Here is a 21,637-nt window from a genome sequence, read left to right as displayed (position 1 = left end):
TTCCAACGCATATTCGTTGCAAAGCAAAGCTGAAATTTCACTCTTAGAGGATTACTGACCTCGCTTGCGTCGCGTTAGGCGATTCTGACAATCGGCAGGCGCTGCCTCCGCGATACCGCGCCGGAGACATAGATCCCCTATGGCGGACTTTGACTTTAGGGCCGGTGTGAGCAGCGCCCCGCGATCTGTACGTCACGAGACACACGCGAAACCACCAGCGGAATAACCCTAAATGATTGCGCAATCGGAGACGGCTCAGGTAAGGGTGGAGCCGCGCACACCATCCAAGTGAGTTCGCCACCTTGCCGAAGATTCGCGACGCTGCATCAGCCCAGGCTGTCCTGAACTACTGGATGGATGTCGAGGCGCTCACGCCGTCCGTGCTCGAGAAGGACGACGGCCAGGATCGAAGCGTCCGGACCCATCTGGTAACCGCCCGGTCGAATGCCATCGACTGGACCATGGGCAAGCAGGAGCGACGCGAACTCGAGCGCGTCATCAACGTGGTCCGGGTCGGCCTGTTTAAGACAGGTGAGGCAGCCGCGGCGATCGCATCGGCCTTAGGCGTTTCCCCAGATGAGGTCTTCGACGGCAAGGGCGACGGTCGCGACGGCTTCCTGGCCGCCTTCGCCGTCGGTGCTGACGGCAGGCCGGTTCGCGGCAGCCTGAAGGTCACCTTGTTCGCCATGCGGTTCGAGGCGCTAGGCAGGGGTACGTTGCCGAGGACCCATTACGACCGGCGGCAGAACGAGATTGGGGAGGCGTTCGACACCGCATGGGCAGCTGAATCCGCTCCGCCGCTTGACGTGGGTTCGCTGCGCTCGGTCTCTGAGTGGGTCGCTGGGGAGTTGGGGCGGACGCCTCCCCTGTCCCTGGCCAAATCGTCCGCAGCCTTCGCGTCGGTGACGCAGCGCCTCCGGTACGGCGAGGACGACGACCCTGTCGGCATCGTCGACAGTTTCTTGTACGCGGACCTCAATCGGGTCGTGGATGCCGTCCGCGGGGGCCGCTGGGGGGCCGCGCTCGCCGAATACCTGGAGCCGCACGATCTCGACGAGTCCATGAAGCGGGATGCCGACCGCCTGGACACCGTGGCGGCCACCCTTGCCATCGACGAGGTCCCCGTCGGCAAATGGCCATCGCGCGGCCGGGGTGGACACCCGCTGGTGCTCCGCCAGCAGATGGCTGTCAACGCGGCCCTGGCGATGAGGGATGGCGGCCTATTCAGCGTGAACGGCCCGCCGGGGACCGGTAAGAGCACCCTGCTGCGCGACGTCATCGCCGCCGTGTTCGTGAACCGGGCGGTCGCCATGTGCGGTTTTCGCAAGCCCGCAGACGCCTTCAAGAAGATGGATCCCGTCGTCGTCGGACGCCGGGCGCCGCCGGTCTGGGAACTGGACCCGCGTCTGTCCGACCACGGCATCCTGGTCTGCTCGAGCAACAACACGGCGGTCGAGAACATCACAAAGGAACTGCCGGATCTGAAGTCCATCGCCGACTCCTACCGGGCCGCCCCGGCGGCCCTCGACCGCATCGCGTTCTTCCAGGACGTCGCCCGGGCCATCGCGCCCAAGGGACAGGAGGTCTGGGGTCTCGCCTCGGCGGCGCTGGGGAACGGGGCGAACCGCTCGTTCTTCGTGAACCGCTACTGGCCCACGGACGACACGTCGCGCAACGAGATCCTGAAAGACGCCCGGATCACCTGGATGGCCGATCCGAAGCCAGCGAAGGGTGGGCGGTACGTGTTCGCCTACGTCATGGCCGAGGGCACGAAGCATTCGATCAAGGCCTTCGGCCAGCCCGCGGAAGCCCTTGCCGCCCTGCTGCCTGACGTCAAGGGGCGCCGTGGCGTCACCGTGACGCTGGTCGGAACGCGCGAGGAGGACGAGTTCGTCCGCAAGGGCAAGGACGGTGTGGAGCAGGTCGAGACGGAGAGCTACCTGCGGGTGAGCAAGGTCAACCCGCCCGCGGAGGCAGCCACCGGTGTGCGCGACGTTATCCTGGGGCCGTGCGCGAGAATGGACTGGGAGCGCACCGTCGCCGCCTTCAGGAAGGCCGAGGAGCGGGTAGCGCTCTTGGTGAAGGCGACCCGCGTCATCGCCGAGGCGCCCGCCGAGATCGAGCGGACCCGGCGGGCGAGCGAGGCGGCCGAAGCCGACCTGCGCCGCGCAGAGGAGACGTTCGTAACGGCCATGGGAGCCTTGGGCGACGTCGCATTTGAACGGGAGCAGGCAGAAAAGGAGCGCCACTCGGCCTTCCAGCGGTCCTCGCTGGCCCTGGCGGACAGGCCCGGCTTCTTCGCACGGCTGTTCCGGACGGCCTCGGCGAAGGAATGGCAGGCGCGGATCGCTGCTCTCCGCATCGAGGTCGAGGCGGCCGAGCAGGCCTACCGGGAGGGCGAGGCCGATTACCAACGGTTCGCCGCCGCAGGAAAGGCAGCCGAGGATGCGCGCGCCCGGGCGGAGAGGGCATTGGACGAGGCGGCCGCCGCGGTAGAGGCCGCGCGCGAGCGGCTGCGTAAGGCCCGGTCGAACTTCGTGCAGGAGCCACTGTCCCTGGCCGCTGTGTTCGGCATGGAGCGCGAGGAGCGCGAGCAGGCGGCCGTGTGGGTGAGCGAGGAGCTCGACCTTGCCCGCGAGGAGCTCTTCGCCGCGGCGGTCCAGGTCCACTTGGCGTTCCTCGGAGGAGCCAGCGGCCGGGTGGTGGACAACCTGAGGCTCTTCGTCGATGCGCTGCGGGGCGACAGGGATGTGGCGGAAGCGCGCCCGCGGGTCGGCCGCCATCTCTGGAACACCTTCTTCATGACGGTCCCGGTTATCTCCAGCACCTTCGCCTCGGTCGGCCGCATGTTCAGCGACGACTTCGGTCCCGGCGAGCTCGGCTGGCTGCTGATCGATGAGGCGGGCCAAGCTCCGCCCCAGGCCGCCGTCGGCGCGATCTGGCGCGCAAGACGGGCCGTCGTCGTGGGCGACCCCAAGCAGGTAGAGCCGGTCGTCACGATCCCGGGCAAGGTATCGGCCCTGCTGTACCGCCAGCACAAGGTTCCCAACATCGGTTTCGACGTGCGCGTCGGGTCCGTGCAGACGGTCTCGGATCGCCGAAACTCGCTTGGAGCCTACATCGGCGGCCCGGACGGCACCTGGGTCGGCTGCCCGCTGCGGGTCCATCGGCGCTGCCACGACCCGATGTTCTCGATCAGCAACGCGATCTCGTACGCGGGCAGCATGGTCCTCGGCAAGCCGCCCCTGGACACCGACGCCTGGCGCGGCGACATCCCGGACTTCGGCCCCGGCGGCCACCCGAGCGCCTGGTTCGACCTCCGGGTACCCAGCGAGCCGGAGGGCAACTGGGTGCCCGGCCAGGGAGCGTACGCGATGCGCCTGCTGGAGCGCATGGTCGAGCAGCGTGAGGCTGCCGGGCGTCTTGTCGACGGCAAAGGCAAGAGCCTGCGCGGGCGGTACCTGCGAGACGACGGCATGCCTGAGGCATTCGTCATCACGCCTTTCCGCACGGTCGCGCAGTCCATGCGCAGGCTTCTGATCTCACGGGCCGACGTGTTCAGGAGGCTGGATCCCGCCATCGACAAGGCGACGGTGGAGGCGTGGGCGAAGACTCACATTGGCACCGTGCACACCTTCCAGGGCAAGGAGGCTGAGACGGTCCTGCTGGTTCTCGGCGGAAGCGCCGCGCGCCCAGGCGCGGTGGCGTGGGCGGGCAAGACCCCGAACATCCTGAACGTCGCGGCCACGCGAGCGAAGTCGTCCTTCTACGTCGTCGGCGACCTTAGCCTCTGGTCCGGGACCGCCGTGTTCCGAGAGGCGGCATCGCGATTGGAGACCGTCACGGTGCCGGATTTCGTGGCTCTGGCGCCGGATCCCAATCGCGTCGAGCGCATCGACACCTTGGACGGCCACCTGCGCGTACTGGCCGATGCGTTCGGCCGGGCGCAGCGCCGGGTGGCGATCTCGTCGCCGTACCTGACGGACCGAGCCATCCAGGACGACCGGTGCGACGTGCTGGCCATGGCCCGGCAAGCGACCGCCCGCGGCGTCCAGGTCACGGTCTACGTGGACCCCGCGCTGAACGGCGGAGACACGCCGAAGTCCGGTTTCCTGCGCGCCGTCGACCTGCTCGGCGCAGCCGGGGCCGAGGTGGCCTTCGTGAACCGGGTGCACGCAAAAACGCTGTGCGTGGACGACGCGGAGATCGCCGAGGGGTCCTTCAACTGGCTGAGCGCCGTCCGCGACGAGGACAGCGCCTACCAGCGTCTCGAGGCATCGTTCCGCTATACAGGACGCGATGCTGCCCGCTTTGTAACGAAGGCGCTGTCGCGCCTGGACGGTGCGCGGATGGCCAAGCAACAAGTGTTGGCCGAGGCGTAGCGGGGACGGCGAACGGGAAGAAGCTGATCATGGGCGGGCACGCGATAACGGGTGTCCTGGGCAGACCCATGCCCAGATGCCGCTCCAGTGCCGTTTGATCCATCTCACCGTGCAAGGCCTCGACCACCCGGTCCGCTTCCTGGTGACCACAGTGCAGAAGAGTGACGCCCCGTAGGCCGATGGCCTGACCCAAGATCTGCCCGCCGACGTTGCCATGGCCGACGCCGCCTACGACAGCGACCGCCCTCTGTCCTTGTGCCATGCATCCACGGGCGGCACTTCAGAACAGGCACACGGGCACCGGGGAGGCGACAACTATGCCGCGTCAGATCACCATGACCACCGCTGTCGCTCGCGACTGGGCGCGGGTGGACCGCGTTGCAGCCGAGCGCACCCGCAGAACCGTCGAGAAGATCGAGACGCTTGAAGTCGGTGTCGTAGTCGCCGGGATGGCCACCGCGGTTGTCGGCATGGCTCTGTTTCCGGCCTCCATCATCCCGGCCGTCATCGGCGTCGCCGCGGCCGCAGGAGGTATCACTGGCGGCATCTTGCCGGGCCTCGCGGAGCCGCTGGCGCTGCGACGCCACCGCCCCCAGGTCGCCAAGGAACTCGGCCTTCAGTACGCGGCGGCGCCGCGCTTCGGCGCGGCTGCGCGGCTGCTCGACAAGCGCTTTCCGTCGGCGCCTCGGCCGTCGTTGAGCAAGAGCCTGATCACCTCCCTTAGGATGCTGAAGGAGTTCGCGGCGAGAACAGCCAAGTCCGTCACCGCCCTCCCCCTCCTATTCCAGGGCCAGGGTCCGAAGGGTGCAGACCATGCCGCCCGCGTAACGGTCCCAGCCGTCGGCAAGCCCCCAGCTCTGCCAGCCCAAGCGATCAAGGAGGATCTGAGCGCGTCGGGCAAACTCTTCGCGTGCCGTCCACGTCCAGCGGCGGGTGTCGGGGCGGCTCCGGAGGGCGCGGCTGAGCGGGCGGGGCAAGCCATAGCAGCTCGTCCGCATCAGGAAGCCGAGCGCATGCTGACTATCGTCGACGTGGCCATGCTCCTCCAGCGGATCGCCAAGCGCCGGGCTGATGGCTTGCTGATCCCTGACTCGATGCTCGGGCGTCTGGACCGGCATTCCAATGGGAGCCTGAGCGAGTACCTGCTCGCGCTCAACACGCGGGAGGCCGACGACCTGGCTCGCGCAAAGATCGAGCAGATCTCTCGGCTCGTGACCCACGACGACCCGATCGAAGGCGTGCCGACCCGCTGGGCCGTGTCACAGGCGGCCAAGGGCCTCCCCACCGCCGCCCGCTCCGTTGCGCCCAACGTCGAGGGCCCCGCCAACGCAGATTTTTCGGACCGGGTCCGGGGTAAGCTCGCGGAGCGGACGCACCGCCGGGGCCAAGCTATGGATCTCGGCGTGAACCACCAGGACAAGACCGGGACGGCGCTGCATCCTTCGTGATCTCTACCGCGCACCGTGGCGGCCGGTACGCTGGGGCGGACACTGCCTCCTGCACCGATTCCGGCGCTTCGGCTGATCTTCTTGCCGTCGCCTGTGGAGACGACGACATGGTGAGCTCACCATGTCGTCGGCCCAGCGCTCGGTGATGTCGGCGACCGGTGAGGTGACGACCTCACCATGTCGTCGCGACGGCGCACCAGCTGATGGTGATGTTGTCGGATACCGACAACCCGCTGTTTTCTCTGGATTAAGGTGGTGCCAACTGCGGCATCCGACGACATGGTGACCTCACCATGCCGTCGCAACGGCGCCTGGGAATGCGATGATGTCGGCGACCAGGGAGGCGCCGACATCATCATGTGGTCGGGTTGGCAGCCGGTGGCTCGCGATACCTGACCGACGTAGCCCAGTCCGTCCCGACGGTCAGCAGCGGATTCACCGCCTAGAACAGGTTACCGAAGGAGCGCGTGCGCTCACCATCCTCGTTCGGCCGCCCCGCTCAATCATTCCGGCGCTCGGCCGAGTTCGGAGTCCAGGGCACCGGAAACAGCCGTCAACGCATCCATGTGCCTCTCGGATCCGACCTCGGCGGCAAGGACCATCGAGCGCAGGGGATCGAGCTCCGGATCCTCCGGGGCGACCTCCAGCAGCGCCCGCAGGCGCATCATCTCCTGCCGGTACGCCTGGTCACTCGGACGCGGCCAAGCATGGTCCGGCAGGCTGTCCGTCCAGATCATCGTCCTCAGAATTTCTTTGATCTCGCTCACCGCCGCCTCCTTCAGACCGACCTGGACGTCCTGACCGCATTATCGTCGCTTCGCGAGGTGCGGACCGTCAACGATCGGGGATGGCAAGGTCGTTGTGGTTGTGCCGCGGTGAGGGCGACGCTCAAGGTGTGCTGCGAGATGCAGACGGCGCCGAAGGTGACACCGCGGTCCAGGCGGCGTGCCCGCGCGACCGACGCCGACACGTTCCCTGGCCAGCGCGATCACTTGGCTGCTCCGCCCTGGACTTATGGATTGGACAAGCGCTCCAGACGGTGCTTCCGAGGTCCGTCATCCGGACCGCGTTCGTAGGCGTCCACGAAGATCAGCTTCCTGAGCGAGCGGCCAGGGCCATGCGGCTGCATCTTGAAGTGCCCGGCTACAGACGATCGCCAGCCGAGCTGCCATCCGCCTTCTCCAAGGGAATGGCGACGGCCGAAGCGATCCGGGGGCGGCGCCAGGGTCTCAACCGTGAAAAGACTGACCTTCTTATGGTGCTGGCGGGCCTTGCGGGACGTCGCCATCTCCCGGGTCATGCGGGGGAGCTGCCCATGTTGTGCAGTGTCGGCATGCTGCCGGTACAGCGCCAGCAGGCTCAGGAAGTCCTCGACCTGCTCCGCCAACAGCCTTCTGTCGACATCGGCCGCGGCGATGCCCATGGCCTCTCCATCTCCGGCAACCCACATCAAACGTCCGGAAACTCGGTTTGACCCAGGGACACACAACACCGCCGACACTGCCACCCCACCATGCCGCAGGGATGGCTGGGTGAAGACCGCACGCACCCCCAAGTCACCGACCAGCAACGAACCATGAGGCAGGTCGACGTACCAAGATGCAACCATCAGATCGCTATTAGCCAAGGCGCCATGATCAGCCGGAGCCTTTGCGTGCGACAACAGCGCGACGAGTTCGCGGCTGGGCTGAACGGCAACAGTATTGAACCTAGGTTCCGTCCCCATGCTCTGTTGCTGGTCGCTCAGGGACGAAGCGAACGGCCACAAAAACCGCGAAAAGCAGCTTGAATTACCAACAGTGTCATTAGGATCGAAAGTGATCGACCGAGCGTCCAAAACGCTGAGGCTCGCCTGGAGCGGCACGATCAACTGGAAAGCCTCAATGTCGCTCAGCTTATCCACCCGGACACCATAAAGTTCGCGCAACGTCGCAACGAACTGACCGTTGGCATCCGCTTTGGCTGCCGCACGAGTCCTTTCAGCATATCCAGAGATATACCAGTCAAGCCAAGTCTTTGACATGTCCTACCTCCTGCGCAAGGGCGCAGCTATCCCTTGATAGAGGAGCCCGACAAAATCGCATTGCCGGGGTCGCACTATCAAAAGCTGTTATGGATTAACTTGATCGGCCGTCCGCCGGTGCCGTCTTGACGGCGCAGATGTGGAGCTTAGAGAAGTGAGCGCCAGTCTTCTTCATCGCCCACATCGAAAGCATACAGGCGCACTGTGTCGCCGATAATTTCCACATCGTCGCAGCAGTAGGGGTGGGACATGCAGGCAAAATGAGCAATCAGATCCTGCTCGATCTCGTCATCACTTAGTCCAAAACCCTTCCGAGCCGACTTGATGTACTCAAGAACCTTGTCATCCAGTTCATTGGTAACGTCCACCTCGGCGCCACCCGGACTGACCTCGATTACCCGCGTCACCCTCACAATCGTTTCGCTCATTCGAGTTACCTCCATTGAGTGGGCTACCTCAATAGGGGTAGATCTCACCCAACCAAATGTCAATAAAATTCTGCGTCATCCATAATAATACACCACCTACGTCGGCTTATTGAACGCTAATACTGTTGACAAGGATTTATCTTTACCACTTTACCTGAGAATTCCTTGCGCAATGATTTCTAGCTCGCCAGATCCATTACTTCGTTACGAGAGCGAATGGACTTGAGCATCGCCATAAATACGCATTCGGCTATCCGAGAATTGGGAATCCTGGTTTCCGAGCTGCTCGTTGCCCGCTGATAGGCTCGCTTGGCTACATGACGCGAGAGGCTGTCTGCCGACAGGAGGCGGTCAGCTTGGCGGCGTGACCATCACGGCCGCCACAGGAAGTACGGGCGTATCCCGCCCCCTCGGAGAAGACCTGCCTGCGGAGGGGGACGACGCCATTTCCTAATGCGGGATTTGCCGCGCGACCATTGCCGCTATCCAATGCCGCAGAGTTCCGGGCGGCCCGGACCGATGACTGATTTCACCCAGCCACCCGCGCAAGGATCGCTTCGCAATCTGCCAAATGCTTCCGGAACACCGCGTTCCGCAAGCTGGGATCGGCATCATGGGAATCACGGGCGAACCGGCACGCCCATTCCAGGCAGCGCGCCATCTCCGCCAGATCCTTGACCGGGATGTCCGCGGTCTCGGTCCGCGCAACCGGAGGTCGGACGGGCGGTTCCACGATGAAACCGTCATCGTCCTCGTGGTCCGCGGCGTAGCGCGTCCCACCCGCCTCGGCAAGTCGCAGAAGCAGGCGCAGGAAGTCGGGTTCGTCGAGCACCCAGGCCGGGATGTCGCCGGGGCTCGTCCCGTCCGTGCGCCGAACCTCCAGTCGCCCGAACGCTATGTTCGCTCTGATCCTCATCATCACTGCCCCCGTTCCCTCTGCGTGATCTTGCCGGAACCGGCCGCATGAGCGCCTCAGGTGAAGGGGCGGCGGAAGCCGCCCCGGCCGCCCCAGCAGGCTGTCAAGCGTCCTCGACCTCGTCGCCGAACAGTCCGGTCAGCGCCCCGTGACGCCCGCAAAACTCCAACCACGCCATGGCCTGGGATCTGTCGAGCGCCTTTCCGGAGCGCGTAGCCACACGCTCGATCAACCCATCAAAGAAGCCATCAATCAACATACAACTTCCTATCGAAGCGTTGCCATGCTCGGACTCGGTCATCATTCACAATAATGAATCGCTTTTTTGAAAATTCAACCAAAATCAATTGGCATCTCCCACCTCGAAAGCCACCGGTTTTTCCTTCATCAGAAGGAATTGTGACTCACTTTTCCTTGATTTCACCACCCGCATAAAGGAAATCACCATCGACCAATCACGTTTTCTTCGAACTTTCATCGCTGCCATGCAGCGATGCCTTCAGGTTCTGGCCAGCCGGAGCCACGCCGCACAACCACTCAAAGCCGCAGGTGACCAAGACCGAGCAGGGGACACTCGATGCTGAGCGACCGCGGGCTCACGTTGCCCGCCGATCAGGCGGACGTGATTTCCGCACCCTGCCCCACCCGATGTGATGCCCGAGTGTCGCTCGGCCGTGGACGGCGTCCCGTCCGGATGGCGGGAAACCGGCGGAGGAGTTCGAGGCACCGCTCAACTTCAAGGGCCGCCGCATCCCTCTCGGCGCGACCACCGTCTCTCAGGGCCGTCTCCAGCGCTTCGGTGGCAGCCGCCAGCTGTCGCAGAGCCCCGTGCCGGATCGCGCTGCGCCACGCCACCGCAGCTGCGCGGCTGGGAGCAGCCTCTGGCAACAACGCCCCACAAACAAAGGCGTCGTAAACATTTTTGTAATGCCGCTCCGTTCGGTGATGAAGTGGAACAGGAGTGAAAATGTTTACATGAGCACGCGCTTCACCGAGCAGAGTAAACATATTTGTCATAACGCCACCTTTTCACCAAGATGCTTGCAGAATGTTTATGGACGATCATAGCATTGATTTATGAGGCCATTCCATACGCGAAGAGATCTCCATGGACATCAGATCTTTGCCATTCACTCGGCAGTGCGCGAGCGGGATCGTGGCGACGTCCACGATCGCTTGCATGCTGTGGCTCACCGCCGGGATGGTGATGGCCGATCATCCGCAGATCATCCCGCACATGCTGATGAACTCCTGGCTGGTCGATGCTGCCCCGCCCATTGTCCAGGCAGCCCTCAGCGTCGAGCTGAGCATCGGGCTGGCGTTGGTGCTGGCATCCGGCTTCTTGCCGATCCTCGTGGTGCACCAAGCCGCGCACCTGATGGTGAAAGTCATCCGGCGTGAGCCTCTTTCCATCGGGGGCATCGTCACCGTTACCCTTGCGGCTGCCGGGTTGCTGGCCTTCCTGTTGGCGGCCTACGGCTTCGAGGCGCCTCTGCTGGTAGCCGCGGATGCAGTCCTCACGCTCGGTGTGCTCGCGGGCATCAGCCGCTTCGCTGTCCGCTCGATCGAGGATCTCCGTCGCCCCCGTGACTTCGGCTTCTTTGCGGTTCGTCCAAACCACAAGGGCAAGGATGCTTCCGATGAGTAAGCTCCGCTCCCTCCTTGAACGCAGCCAGCGGCGGCTCCAGGCATTCCTTGATCGTGGTCGGAGGGAAGCGCGCGCCTTTGTCCGTGACGATGTCCTGGGTATCGACGAGTGGCGGTCGAACTGGTTCGGCGCGCTGCGAGGCAAGGGGCGGGTTCTGGGCACGGGGTGGCGCAGCGTCAACGGGCTGTTCGCCGGGGCTGTCTCCGACATCGGGGCGCTGGCCCGTGGAGCGTTCGGCCGCCACATCGTCCCGCCGCTGCCGTCGCAGGCAACGGACCCAGCCGAGCGCTTCCAGGTCGCCCAGTGGTTCTACGACCGTTCCGACGACTTCCTGACCACCGCCCAGGCGGGCACGCACCGGTATTTCCTGCTTTATCTCGCCGCTCTCATCGCTCTGCTCGCCATCGCGGTCGGGTCAGTGGGCGGAGGCCATGTCACCGGCTTGTTGGAATGGATCAGCTTCCTTGGTTGCTTTGCCGCTGTCCCGGCTTTCGGTGCCCTGGCGATCAGAGCCGCGTTCTACAATTTTCAACTGCGCAAGCGTCGGCTCGACAGTTTTGCGTCCTGGCTGCGGCAGCCTGGTGAATGGTGGACCGAGGCCCCGGAGGGTGCGTCCCCGCTGTCCGGCGCTGGACCAGCCACACTGGTGCTGCTCATCAGCGGCGCCACAGCCGCCATGATGCTGGGCAACCCCACTGCCGCCGTGGCCGCTGCTACGAACGCCGAACCGGTGGTCAGCGGGAACATCATCATGGCGCTGTTCCGCGCGCTCAACACCAACGACCTCTGGTACCAGCTCCTCACGTTCGTGTTCCCGGGTGTTGGTCCGGTCGGCGGCACAGTCACGCCGCTGGCAAACGGAATCGCCAGTGGTTTCTCGGTGTTCATCGCCGTGTTGATGGCGCTCTCTGCGGCGATGATGAGCTACCACACCATCATTGGGATCGTGGCCACCGCGCACGAAGGAAAGGTCCTTGGGCAGCGATGGCACCAGGTATGGGCGCCGATGCGCGTTGCGTATGGTACGGCGGCGCTCGCCCCCGTCGCCAAGGGATACTGCCTCCTTCAAGTTCTCGTTGTTTGGACCGCGCTGATCGGTGGCCAATTCGGCAACTTGGTATGGTCCGGGTTTCTCGATGGGTTGTCCGGCGCCAAGATCAGCAATCCGGCCTTGCATGAGACCATCCCGCTGGTCCGTGACGCCATGTTCCTCGAAGTCTGCTTCGAGGCTGTCCGGCGCGAATCCGCTAACGTCAGTTCAGGCGTTCCCGCGTCAGAATGGCCGCGGGAGCCCACACCAGGGCCAATGACACTGACGAACAACGGCATCTACCGCGGCGCCAGCCAGCTCTGGCACGACGCCGTAAGCCTCTGGGATTCAACGATCACGGCCGGGACGCAGCAGCCCGTGGCGGTCCAGGATCTGGTCTGGGACTACGGGGTCTGCGGATCGATCCGGGTTGGCTCGAGCAAGGAGTCTCCAGCGGCCGACCGGAACGTGCTGAACCTGGACGAGGCGCGGAACGCCGCCCTCGATTCTCTGCGCGCCGAGTTGCGGACCATCGCACAACGGATGATGACCTCGGCCGGACCCGTTGCAGTCAACCTTTCCAATGAGGAACGGGCAAACGAGATCTTCCAGCAGGTTCTGCTGACAAAGGCGCACTACGACAGTGCACTGACGACCGCCGTCCAAACCTATGTGGACAGTGTCAACAAGATCAGCATGACCGAGTTCAAAGCCACCGCTGGAACGGCAGGCTGGGCGTCGGTTGGCTCGTATTACATGACCCTGAGCCGGATCTCTGCACAGGTGATGTCGCTGGTCGGCGTGGTGCCGGAGGTGACTTTTGGGAGCACCGGCTCACAGTACAAAGACGGGGTTGGGACCGACCGTCTGCTTGGCCACGAGCTCACCGGCGTGCTTCCGAATCTGCGCAGTTGGTGGGACAAGCAGCTGCTGACAACAACGTCGCTGTCGACCTCAGCCGCGCGCGCCGGTCAGTTCGACAACAGCGGCAGCGTTGCCGGTATCATGCAGTGGTTGGGCAGTTCCGACAGCGCGCTTCAGAAATGGATGATCGGCTTAGCGGTCCTGAAGCCGGGCACCGGCCAGGCGCTTCAGCACATGGTCGACTTCGGCCATCTCATCCTCAACGCCGCCTTCATGATCCTCGCCGCCCTCGGTATCGGCGGAGCACTGGTCTCGAAGCTGCCCATCGCCGGTGCGGCCGCCGAGGCGGCATCCAACTTCGTCGGCAAGCTAATGCCGAGCGGAGCGGGAAAGTTGACGGGGTTTGCCGCGACCTTCTTCGGTCTGATTGCCGTCGGCCTTCTGCTCGCGGCGGTGTTCCACGCCTTCGTGCTGCCGATGATGCCCTTCATCCACTTCCTGTATGCCGTGATGGGCATGTTGATCCTGGTGATCGAGGGAGTGATCGCGGCACCTCTCTGGGCCTTCATGCACATCCGGATGGACGGCGCGGAGTTCCTGGACGGTCCCCAGAAGGCGGGCTACGGCATTGTCTTCAACCTGCTCTTCCGAATCCCGCTGACCCTGTTTGGACTGTTCTTCTCCATCCTCGTCTTCGAAGCGATGGTCTGGTTCTTGTCCAAAACCGTGTACGCGGCGATGGCGTCGGCGACTACAGGGAACACGGTCGGGCTTATTGGCGTGATCACCTACGTGATCCTTATCTCGGTGCTGAACTATCAGTTGGCCATCCGCAGCTTCAACTTGATCTCCCAGGTACCCGATCGCGTCGCACGCTGGTTCGGAGCGCAGCCGGACGGGGACGGTGAACATCACCAAGCCGCCAGCGCGGTGGGCTTTGTCGGGACCCACACGGAAAACACCATGAAGATGGGCGTCGACGCTGGCAAAGCCGCATTCTTCGCCACGCCGAGCGACATGAACCGGCTGGTGAGCGCGCTTGAGAAGGCCAACGGCGACGGGAGTTTGGCTTCCGCTGCTGGAGAGGCATCTGGCGCGAGCAAGATCACCGGCACGGCGGCCGGACGCGCAGCCGACACTCCACACGCGGGCGACACGGCAAGGGGCGGGGCTGGTGACGGCCGTCAAACCGGCCACGGTAGCTCGGCTACGAAAGCACCGAAACCGGAAGGAAACGGTCAGCTGAAAGGGGGCGGATAACCCGAGCGGCACCTTTCTGGTGCCGCTTCAACTTTGGGCCGACTACAGGCTCTTACCCCACCCGGTAGACTTCGGGGTTCGTCACGTTCCGCTTCCTGGCGGCCTCGTCAAAGGCATTGACCCAGATACGGGTCGACGCCCTCAGCGGCGAACCGCTCTTCATGGTACCGACCTGCACCAGAAGAGGACTGTCGTGATGTTGTGCCTTGAAGGCATCGACGACCGCTTGGGAAGCAACGGCGGTGGCTTCTTCCAACGCCAGCTTGAGCTCGAGGTCGGCGACCCGGGCGCGCAGGGCCTCGTTCTCCTCCTCAAGGGCGGCGATGGCCTGCGCATCGGCCTGACGCTGCTGGTTGGCCTGCCCGAGGCGCTCCGCGAGCGCAACGCCGACGGCCTCGACCGCGTCGGCGCGACGCTTCTGTCCGACCAGAATTCCAAAGCTCACATTATCCATGGCCCGGACCCCCAGCAAGTGATCACATCGGCGTCGAAAACGGCATCAACCATTGATCGCGGAGAATTCTTTGTCAACACATATTACGCGCGACAGTGGTGCTATTCAAAAAAGCGATCTATAATGTTGCATCAACCTCTCAGGCCACCATGAGGGTGATCTATGAACGACAGGCGTTCTATTCAACGGCTGTGGACTCCATGGGCGCATCGTTGCCCGCTATTGCTCCATCGCGCCCGGTGTGCCCATGGTGCCGAACGCCGCGCCCTGCTGCGCGCGTGGCGGCACAGCCGTCGCGATGACGACCCCATCATGGCGCGGGTCTCGGCACCCTGATCCCGAAGTCTCCGCGGTCGATCATCGCCAGGATAGCCCGGAAAGCCTCGCGGCGGCGCGGGCGCCGCGCCGTGAGCACGAGCTGCGGGTGGCGACCGCGGGCGGTTTCGGCGTGCCACTTACCGCCGTTGCGGCAGAGGACAATCCGCCAGCCGCGGTGTTGGTACGTCCGTTGCGCCGTCGACTGCCTGGCGACCTTTGGCGACTGAGACAGCAAAGGCGCCGTGTCTCCGCGTTCGAGGCGGCGAACCTCAAGGCGCCGCGCCGCCCGCCAAGCCCGGCGCCGGAATTCCGGATCTGAGACGTCCGGCCTCGGTTCTCCGCGGGACAAGTGCCGGAGAATGTACCGAAGCAGGATGATCTTGCCCCGCTCGGTCACATCGTGCGCGTTGGCAGTCACCATCCCGGAACTTCGTTGGCTGCTGTCGGGAAATCATGATGGCATTGACGCAGGCCGTGAGCAATCGCACGCCCCTATGACGATCGGATCGCATCACGATCCGATCGTCATGGTTGTGCCGCTGGGGAGCCGACGATAGGTTTTCCACCGCACTCTGGAGCCGCCCCCCATGCTCGGCTCCCTCCACTCGGGGCAGAATCAATGACGCGGAACGACCTTCACATACGGCGGTGCTGACGGCCTGCTGGCCAGCAGCCAGCGCACTGTTCTCCCGCGTAGACGAGGGTTCTCCGGATGTCAGCCCACAAAGTGGTGGCGCAATCAGCCGAGGATTGCGACGAGTTCCCCTTCACCCGCGCCCCTCAAGCCGAGGAGGCTCGCGACCCCGCCGAGGTGGCCGCGCTCGTCCTGGTCAGGCACGTGCTGGATTCCTCGCCGGTCCTGAAGAACGCCAAAACCGCCCATGCTATCGCTGCTGTCGTGCAGGTCCCGAGCGCGGGCTGGCTCGACGCGATCGCAGATGCCTGCGGATGTCTCCTCGGCGGCGCCGATGCCGCACCGGAAGATGCCGATACGATCACGCGCCCGCATCTGCCTCAGCCTCATCTTGCAGGGCCGTGGTTCGAGTGCCGCCGTGACGGTTCCAAGAAGGAGCACCGGCCGGACGTCGGAAACGAGGGTGTATCGGCCGCCCTCAGCGCCGGGCGCTCCATTTTCGGCTTCAGCCCCACGCCGGAGCGGCATCTGCCGCGCGACCTGCTTCGTGTCGCGGACGTTCGGGCCGTCATCCCGCCTTTGGGTGCGCAGTCGCTCACGGAGGTGGTCACGTCCCTCGTCGGCACTCCGCCGTCCCTGCCGATTCCTGACGAGTTGTGCCGGTTCATCGTAGTCGAAGATCTGCGCCTTGCCCGCCGCCCGGGGCAGGACGCCAACGACTACATCGCCCGTCTGCGGGGGCTGCTGGAATCCAAGACGAAGCAGCCCACCACGACGCTCGCACAGATGCGGGGAATGGATGAGGCCGTGGACTGGGGGCTCGCGCTCGCGCGCGACCTCGCCGAATACCGGCAGGGGAAGTTGCCGTGGTCAGCGGTCGACCGCGGGGCCTTGCTAGCCGGACTGTCCGGCACCGGGAAAACAACCTTCGCTCGCGCGCTGGCCGGGTCCTGCGGCGTGCCGCTCGTGACCGGTTCCCTGAGCCGGTGGCAGGCGGCGGGGCATCTCGGCAACTTGCTGCGGGCCATGGCGGCGACCTTCGAGGAGGCCCGCGCAGCCGCCCCTTGCATCCTGTTCCTGGACGAGATCGACAGCATCGGCAACCGCGCCAAATTCACCGACAACGAGGACTACAACATTCAGGTGGTCAACGCGCTACTCGAGGAGCTCGACGGCATCGGCGGCCGTGAAGGTGTCGTCGTGATCGGCACGTGCAACCACCCGGATCGCCTCGACCCCGCGCTCACGCGATCCGGCCGCCTCGACCGCACCATCCGTCTCCAGCTGCCGGATCGGAACGCCATCGCGGCCATTCTGCGGGACCATCTCGGCGCGGATCTGGACGGCGTCGACCTGGCCATGGCCGCCCTACTCGCACTGGACAGCACCGGCGCCGACTGCGAGCGCTGGGTTCGCGGCGCCCGGCGCCGAGCTCGGCATGCCAACCGTGGCATCGCAATCGACGACCTCACCGCCGAAATCCGCGGGTGCCACCGTCCGCGCACACCGGAACTGAATCGGCGGTGTGCGGTCCATGAGGCAGGCCATGCTTTGGCCATTGCGCTCGAGCGGCCGGGTGCGCTGCTTTGCGCGTCCATCCGTGGAACGGCCACGACGGGAGGAAGGGTGAGCGCCAACCTGGAAAACGCCGGGCCGATGACGCGCGCCGAAGTCGCTTTGGCCCTTCGGCACCTCCTCGCCGGGCGGGCCGCCGAGGAGGTGCTGGTCGGCGACGTGTCGGCCGGGGCGGGTGGCGATCACACCAGCGACCTGGCCAGGGCGACGGCATTGGCCGTGTCGGCATTCTGCTCCTTCGGGTTGGACGAAGAGGAACATGGCCTGCTCTGGCTGGGGCTGCCGACGCCCGACACGGTCGGCTCCATGCTGGCGTTCAGGCCGGAGTTGGCCGACCGGGTATCCAAGATGCTGACCGACGCCTACACCGAGGCGAAGACGCTGGTGGGACGGCACCAGCATGTGGTCGAGCGGATCGCCGACGCGCTCATCGGCCGGGAGACGATCAGCGGCGACGAGATCGAGGCCATGTTGCGGAAAGCGATGGCAGCCTGCCCGGTGGTCAGCGCCACCGCCGAGGATGAACACCCGACAACACCAAGCTCCGCAGCCTGGACGTCCACAACGCACGCAGGACGCTGACCATGAGCATCATCTTCTACGGCGATCCTCATGGCGAGTGGCGACCGCTCCTCGATGCCTGCGCCCGGTACCGGCCTCAGGCTGTCGTCATCGTCGGCGACTGCGAGCTTGAGGATCCTCTGCGTCGGGTTCTGGCGCCCCTGTTCGACGCCGGTGTGGAGGTATTTTACATCCCAGGCAACCACGACACTGATCACCCAGAGCGGTTCCCGCTGTTGTTCGACGACCATCCCGAAGGGAACCTACACGGCCGCGCCATCGAGCTGGACCGCGTGCGCATCGCCGGTCTGGGCGGCGTCTTCCGCGGAAAGGTGTGGCACCCGCGTCTTGGTGACGAAGCCCCCGTCTGGAGGACCCGAGCCGACCTGCTGGAGCACACGCCGAAGCAGGCCCGGTGGCGTGCCGGACTGCCGTTACGCCACCGGTCGACGATCTTCCCTGAGGACCTGGAGGCACTGCGGGGCGTCGGGCCGGTCGACGTGCTGGTGACCCATGAGGCGCCGACCACTCACCGATCCGGCTTTGCCGGAATCGATCAGGCTGCCGCGGCGTGCGGCGCGCGCCTCGTCGTCCATGGGCACCATCACTACGCCTACGAAGCGGAACTGTCGGGCGGTTGCCGGGTGCGCGGCTTGGCCATGGCCGAGCCTTGGGTTCTGGAGCTTTGACCCGCTGAGCTCCCGGACTGGTCGTGCGAGCCCCTTCGCTTTCCGCTCACGGCCGCCGATGCTACGGTCGTTCCGTGCGCCACCGACGGGCGCAGGTCGGCACGCGGAAGGCATCGCTGAAATCCTGTTGCCGGTGCCTGCCAGCAGCGCCGAGATGGCGGCCGAGGAGCGTCAGGAACGACAGGTGGGACGGCATGGCTGGCGGCCAGAAGTGGGCGTTCAAGACGAAGCTCCGAGCACGCGCTTTCGGATGGCGTGGGTCGCAGGCCGCCATCGCGCGGCTGAAGGAGGCCGTGTCCGAAATCCGGACCGTCAGCAAGATCGATCCGTTGACGGCCGGGGAAGGCGCTCTCGCGCTCATGGAACGGCTCTGGCCCGCTTTCGAACAGATCGACACCTCGTCGGGCGCGCTGGGCAGCGCCGTCCACCAGGCACTCGACGAGGTGATCCCGATCCTGATTGCCGCACCGGCCGATCCGAAAACGCGCACCAAATGGCTGGAGCGCCTGTACCAAGCCGTGCTCGACGACGGTGTCCAATACCTGTTTCCCGTGGAGGAGCGCTGGGGAGAGATCGCCGTCTATCCGGAACTCATGAACGAGTACGCCGACCTTCTGCTACCGTCCCTGCGGCGGGTCTGGTCCAGCAGCACGCCCGGCGGCTACGTCGTCGGCGGAACCATCGGCTTGTCCTGTCTGCTCGAGGTCGGCCGATACGATGACCTCATGGATCTGCTCGGCGCTTCCCGCCGCCGCTTCTGGTCGGACCACCGGTTCGGCGCCGAGGCTCTGGCACGCCAGGGGTTACTCGACGCGGCCATCGCCTACGCTGAAGGCTGCCGGGACCCGAAGCTCCGCAGCTACGACGAGCGGGGCATCGATCGGTTTTGCGAATCGCTCCTGCTTCGGTCGGGGCAGGTCGATGAAGCCTACCGGCGCTATGGACTGCGCACTGGGGCCGGGACAACCTATCTCGCGATCTTCCGGGACACCGCGCGACGCTATCCCGACCGCGATAAGCGCCAGATCCTCCTCGACCTCATTCAGAGCCGGGGCGATGCAGGAAAGTGGTTCGCTGCTGCCAAGGATGCTGGTTTCCTCGACATCGCGCTGGAGTGTGCGGCCGCTCCAAGTGCCGAACCGGGGACCTTGATCCGCGCCGCCCGGGACAACGCGGAACGGAAACCGGATTTTGCCGTCCAGGTCGCGCTGAGCGCTTTGCGCAGCCTTCTCGCCGGTGGCGGGTACGATCCCAGCGTCACCGACCTGCACGCGGCGGTCGGCCACCTGATGACCGCGGCGGCACGGATCGGCCGTGAGGACTGGGCTCGAGAACAGATACGAGCCCTTATGACCGGACCATGTTCGCCAGGGCGCGAGCACATGCGCGCAGCGTTGGATGCTGTTCTGGAACGCGGCACGCTGACGCGGTTGGCCGGGTGCTGAGCCGCGGGCAGCAGGAGGTGATGGGATGGCCGACAACGAGGAGATCGAGATCACTGTAGAGGCCGCCGAGGGTCTCGGTGCTCGGCGGCTGGCGGAGATCCTCGTCGAGCATGCCTACCAAGACCCGGGCCTGCATCAGGCTCTCCGTCTTGCCCTGGCGTCACGGGGCAGCGGCGACCGACTGGCACAGGCCTTGTCCGAGGAAATCCAGAGGATCAAATCTGATCGCCGGTTCTACGGCTACCGCGAGAGCTCATCGCTGGCTGCCGACCTTGATCGGATCCGCGAAGCCATTGTCCGGGACCTCCTCCCGGAACGTCCCTCGGCGGCTGCCGAGCTGCTCGGTCGCTTCATCCGGCTCGACGCCGCGGTGTTCGACCGCTCCGACGATTCCGACGGCCTGATCGGCGACGTGCTCAAGCAAGCCGTCGACGACCTCGGTGCAGCATGGGCAGCGGTGCCCGACCGCGACCGGGTGCAGTTGGCCCACGAGGTCTTCGCCATCTTCATCAAGGACAACTACGGCGTTCACGGTGGTGTCGTCACCGCCTTCAAGGAAGCGTTGGGGTCAGGGGGATTGGACGAACTGGAGCGCCTGATCCGCGATGACTTGGAGCGTTGCCGGACCCAGGACGAGGAGACTCGGACGTGGCCTTTGACCCGAGGGCTTCAGCAGATCGCCGACGCCCGCGGCGATGTCGACGGCTTCATCGCCGCACACCGCCTCGCCGGGACCGAGAGCCTCGCCCTCAAGGACATCTGCGAACGCCTCATCGAAGCGGGGCGTGCGGCCGAAGCCTTGGCACGAGTCGAGCAGGCGGATGTCCCGGCGCACCGGCAATGGGAGATCGATGATCTTCGTGTTCGTCTCCTGGACCTGCTGGGCCGTCACGAGGACGCCCAGGCGGTGCGCTGGAGGATGTTCACCGGCAGCCTGTCCGAGCACATCCTCCGCGCATACCTCGCTCATCTGCCGGAGGGCGAACACGACGGGGTGCGGTCGGCGGCCGTGACGCTGGCCCGTCAGCACCGCGAACCGCATGCCGCGCTCAACCTGCTGATCGGCCTGGACCTGGATGCAGCGTCGGACCTGGTGCTGACCCGCATCGGCGAGCTGAACGGCGACCTGTACAGCGGACTGCGCAGCGCCGCCCAGGCGCTAGGGACCGCCCATCCCCTCGCCGCCGTCCTGCTCTACCGCAGCATGGCCGACGCCGTCCTGGCACGGGCGCAGTCCACGCAATACGAGCATGCTGTCCGCGACCTGGCCGCGGGGGAACGGTTGGTCCCCGGCGTCGACGACTGGCTCGGACACCCGCCCCAGGATGCCTACCGCGAGCAGGTGGTGGCGAGCCACCGGCAGAAACGGGCGTTCTGGGACAGGATGAAGACCGCGGGACTAAACTGGAAGGGTCGCTGAGAGGACGTCCCCCGCACCTGCCAGCGATCGAATCGGTGCCGTCGAGCTGCTCGGCTGAGACCCTCCAGCGGTTGCCCAGAGGGCGTCTGACTGCCGTACCGTATCGTACCGGTAAAATACCGTACGATACCGGCATCTTAACGCCCTGCCAGGGGGTTATCCGCCACTCGATGCAGGCTTCGAAGAGGTGATACACCGGCCGCAGAAGCTGTTACATGGCTCTGGAAAAGTGTTACACGACACCACGATCCGTGTTGCACCGCTTTGTTAGGTCATTGCCTTGACAGCAAAATTGGCAGCTCGATCTCCAACAGCTTTGGAGGCAGCTGATGAGAGGGTGCTTTGTAGAACTCCGGCGATAGAGCCGTTTCAGCCAACTGCATAGAGCACGATCCCGTCAACAGATCTGTCCACCTTTTGCACCGAAATCCGTTGACGCCGATGCCAGTATGGCTGCGGATCGGTGCTCATGAAGCTGCCCTCCCCTCCCCGCCGAGCAGGGAGTTGAGCCGCCCGCAGCAGGCGTCAGCTTCTGACGCGGT

15 protein-coding genes are annotated in these 21,637 nt (G+C 65.1%); 8 read left to right on the top strand and 7 right to left on the bottom strand.

Annotated elements, in window-relative coordinates:
* Positions 1 to 302 precede the first annotated feature (302 nt).
* Both ACRWK7_RS23560 and ACRWK7_RS23555 read left to right on the top strand, forming a co-directional pair.
* Complete coding sequence (locus ACRWK7_RS23560) at positions 303 to 4,382, top strand: AAA domain-containing protein (protein WP_431858756.1); 4,080 nt, start codon at positions 303 to 305, stop codon at positions 4,380 to 4,382.
* A gap of 317 nt (positions 4,383 to 4,699) precedes the next feature.
* Positions 4,700 to 5,830, top strand: coding sequence for a hypothetical protein (locus ACRWK7_RS23555; protein ID WP_431858755.1), 1,131 nt, complete (start codon positions 4,700 to 4,702; stop codon positions 5,828 to 5,830).
* Positions 5,831 to 6,333: 503 nt separating this feature from the next.
* Here ACRWK7_RS23555 and ACRWK7_RS23550 read toward each other — a convergent pair.
* From ACRWK7_RS23550 to ACRWK7_RS23525, 6 genes are all read right to left on the bottom strand, one after another.
* Positions 6,334 to 6,597 carry a hypothetical protein gene (locus ACRWK7_RS23550; protein ID WP_431858754.1) on the bottom strand — a complete coding sequence of 88 codons (264 nt, stop codon included), beginning with the start codon at positions 6,595 to 6,597 and terminating at the stop codon, positions 6,334 to 6,336.
* Positions 6,598 to 6,842: 245 nt separating this feature from the next.
* On the bottom strand, positions 6,843 to 7,853 hold the full coding sequence (locus tag ACRWK7_RS23545; RefSeq protein WP_431858753.1) for a hypothetical protein: 1,011 nt from the start codon (positions 7,851 to 7,853) through the stop codon (positions 6,843 to 6,845).
* A 146-nt stretch (positions 7,854 to 7,999) separates the two neighbouring features.
* Positions 8,000 to 8,281: a hypothetical protein gene (locus tag ACRWK7_RS23540; RefSeq protein ID WP_431858752.1), complete on the bottom strand. Its 282-nt coding sequence runs from the start codon at positions 8,279 to 8,281 to the stop codon at positions 8,000 to 8,002.
* Between the two features lie 529 nt (positions 8,282 to 8,810).
* Complete coding sequence (locus ACRWK7_RS23535; protein ID WP_431858751.1) at positions 8,811 to 9,200, bottom strand: hypothetical protein; 390 nt, start codon at positions 9,198 to 9,200, stop codon at positions 8,811 to 8,813.
* 100 nt (positions 9,201 to 9,300) lie between these two features.
* Positions 9,301 to 9,456, bottom strand: coding sequence for a hypothetical protein (locus ACRWK7_RS23530; protein WP_431858750.1), 156 nt, complete (start codon positions 9,454 to 9,456; stop codon positions 9,301 to 9,303).
* Positions 9,457 to 9,540: 84 nt separating this feature from the next.
* Positions 9,541 to 9,684, bottom strand: a complete 144-nt coding sequence (locus ACRWK7_RS23525) for a hypothetical protein (RefSeq protein WP_431858749.1) — start codon at positions 9,682 to 9,684, stop codon at positions 9,541 to 9,543.
* Between the two features lie 693 nt (positions 9,685 to 10,377).
* Here ACRWK7_RS23525 and ACRWK7_RS23520 point away from each other — a divergent pair.
* Both ACRWK7_RS23520 and ACRWK7_RS23515 read left to right on the top strand, forming a co-directional pair.
* On the top strand, positions 10,378 to 10,845 hold the full coding sequence (locus ACRWK7_RS23520) for a hypothetical protein (protein WP_431858748.1): 468 nt from the start codon (positions 10,378 to 10,380) through the stop codon (positions 10,843 to 10,845).
* A complete protein-coding gene (locus tag ACRWK7_RS23515; protein ID WP_431858747.1) occupies positions 10,838 to 13,999 on the top strand; it encodes a DotA/TraY family protein in 3,162 nt (1,053 codons plus the stop codon). Before ACRWK7_RS23520 ends, ACRWK7_RS23515 begins: the two co-directional genes overlap by 8 nt.
* 52 nt (positions 14,000 to 14,051) lie before the next feature.
* Here the strand turns inward: ACRWK7_RS23515 and ACRWK7_RS23510 are convergent, their stop codons facing one another.
* Entirely contained in the window at positions 14,052 to 14,453 is a 402-nt protein-coding gene (locus ACRWK7_RS23510) for a hypothetical protein (RefSeq protein WP_431858746.1), read from the bottom strand.
* A 1,030-nt stretch (positions 14,454 to 15,483) separates the two neighbouring features.
* Here ACRWK7_RS23510 and ACRWK7_RS23505 point away from each other — a divergent pair.
* The 4 genes from ACRWK7_RS23505 to ACRWK7_RS23490 all read left to right on the top strand — a co-directional run bounded on the left by ACRWK7_RS23505 (position 15,484) and on the right by ACRWK7_RS23490 (position 21,095).
* Positions 15,484 to 17,562: an AAA family ATPase gene (locus tag ACRWK7_RS23505; RefSeq protein WP_431858745.1), complete on the top strand. Its 2,079-nt coding sequence runs from the start codon at positions 15,484 to 15,486 to the stop codon at positions 17,560 to 17,562.
* Between the two features lie 2 nt (positions 17,563 to 17,564).
* Positions 17,565 to 18,230, top strand: coding sequence for a metallophosphoesterase family protein (locus tag ACRWK7_RS23500; protein ID WP_431858744.1), 666 nt, complete (start codon positions 17,565 to 17,567; stop codon positions 18,228 to 18,230).
* 194 nt (positions 18,231 to 18,424) lie between these two features.
* Positions 18,425 to 19,675: a hypothetical protein gene (locus ACRWK7_RS23495; RefSeq protein ID WP_431858743.1), complete on the top strand. Its 1,251-nt coding sequence runs from the start codon at positions 18,425 to 18,427 to the stop codon at positions 19,673 to 19,675.
* Between the two features lie 25 nt (positions 19,676 to 19,700).
* Positions 19,701 to 21,095, top strand: coding sequence for a DUF6880 family protein (locus ACRWK7_RS23490; RefSeq protein ID WP_431858742.1), 1,395 nt, complete (start codon positions 19,701 to 19,703; stop codon positions 21,093 to 21,095).
* The last annotated feature ends 542 nt before the right edge of the window (positions 21,096 to 21,637 follow it).

This window comes from Azospirillum sp. (assembly GCF_050789165.1).
This window is presented reverse-complemented; position numbering and strand designations above follow the sequence as displayed.